General features: G+C 36.4%; 1 protein-coding gene. It reads right to left on the reverse strand.

Going from position 1 to position 1267, the window contains the following annotated elements:
- Positions 1 to 359: 359 nt before the first annotated feature.
- Positions 360 to 791: an NUDIX domain-containing protein gene (locus F6K13_RS33755; protein ID WP_124145750.1), complete on the reverse strand. Its 432-nt coding sequence runs from the start codon at positions 789 to 791 to the stop codon at positions 360 to 362.
- Positions 792 to 1267: the final 476 nt, after the last annotated feature.

Below are 1267 nucleotides of genomic sequence, written 5' to 3' on the forward strand. Positions count from 1 at the left end.
CGCAGCATTGGTACAGATCAAATAAGAGGTGTAGATTTAGCGATCGTCACCTTTAAAAGCACAAACAATTATACAGTTGCTCCTACATAAAAATTGACAAAATAGACAAGTTATGTATAAGTCTTGAAAAGGTTTTTGTCAGAGAAAAAGTGTATTAAAAAGTACATTTTTTTTGATAACTTAAGTAGTTTTTCCTATCTACTATGATTCTTTCTCCTTTCTCCCCTGCTCCCTGCTCCTCTGCTCCCCTGCTGACCACAAGGTTTTCAGGAGTTCCTTATAAGGGATAGCTTTTAGGGAGAGGTAATTATCAATTATCAATTATCAATTATTGAACCTCTTCCCTCTTCCTTTCAAATTTACACCAAATCTGCTGCTTGTAATGCTGTCCAAACTCTATTTGAACACATCTGCGGTGTCAGAGTCGCGATCGCCAACCACTTAATACCCAGAGGTCCGACTTCTGGATCGTCACTACTAAGATTAGTTGGTTTTGGTTCCACCCTACATTGATAGATAATATTTAAACTATGAAGTACCTTCCCCTCCCCTTGAGGAAAAAAATTCTCTGCTATTGTTAGCAGTCGCTCTACTTGAAAATCAGTAATTCCTGTTTCTTCTCTAATTTCCCGCGCTAGTCCCTCCATCAGGGTCTCTTGTGGTTGCAGTCCCCCTCCTGGTAAGTCCCAACAATTAGGTTCTGGGTCTGTCATTTGATGCAACAACAAAACTTGATTGTCTGCGACGAAGAACCCCAATACTGCTACTCTCAATCTTACTTCTGTTTGCATTTATTTTAATTAAAATTAACTCAACCTCTTTCAGATATTAAGTATAAGTCTAGTTATTTAGCAATTGTATTTGAGCTGATAAAAATGCGATCGCTCTAGTCACATACAACTCATTTGAGATTTATTTAAAAAGAGATGGAGAGTTAGGGAAATGGGGAGTATTTTTCCACCTTTTTCCTTTATGCTTTCCCCTGATCTCCTGACTCGGTCCTCAGTCCTCCTGACTCCTAGTCAAAAAACGCCGGTCCCAGACATTGATACCATTTGAGATGTATATTCATTTTTAGTTGGACAATATGTAATCTTAAAGACTTTCACAAAAAAGTTTTCAGATATTCTAAATATTAATAAACTTATTACTAAGTAGTTATACTTGGATTTATCTCATTTATCTATATTAAAAACAATAATTATACTCTTTTCTCTGAGATTAAAAGTTCATCAGAACTGCTCAACAACTTTTAGGCCAGATACAA

This window comes from Okeania sp. SIO2B9, from assembly GCF_010672505.1.
Classification (GTDB): domain Bacteria; phylum Cyanobacteriota; class Cyanobacteriia; order Cyanobacteriales; family Microcoleaceae; genus Okeania; species Okeania hirsuta.

Coding starts and splice junctions, on each gene's coding strand:
- F6K13_RS33755 (WP_124145750.1), bottom strand. CDS start 791: ATGCAAACAGAAGTAAGATTGAGAGTAGCAGTATTGGGGTTCTTCGTC.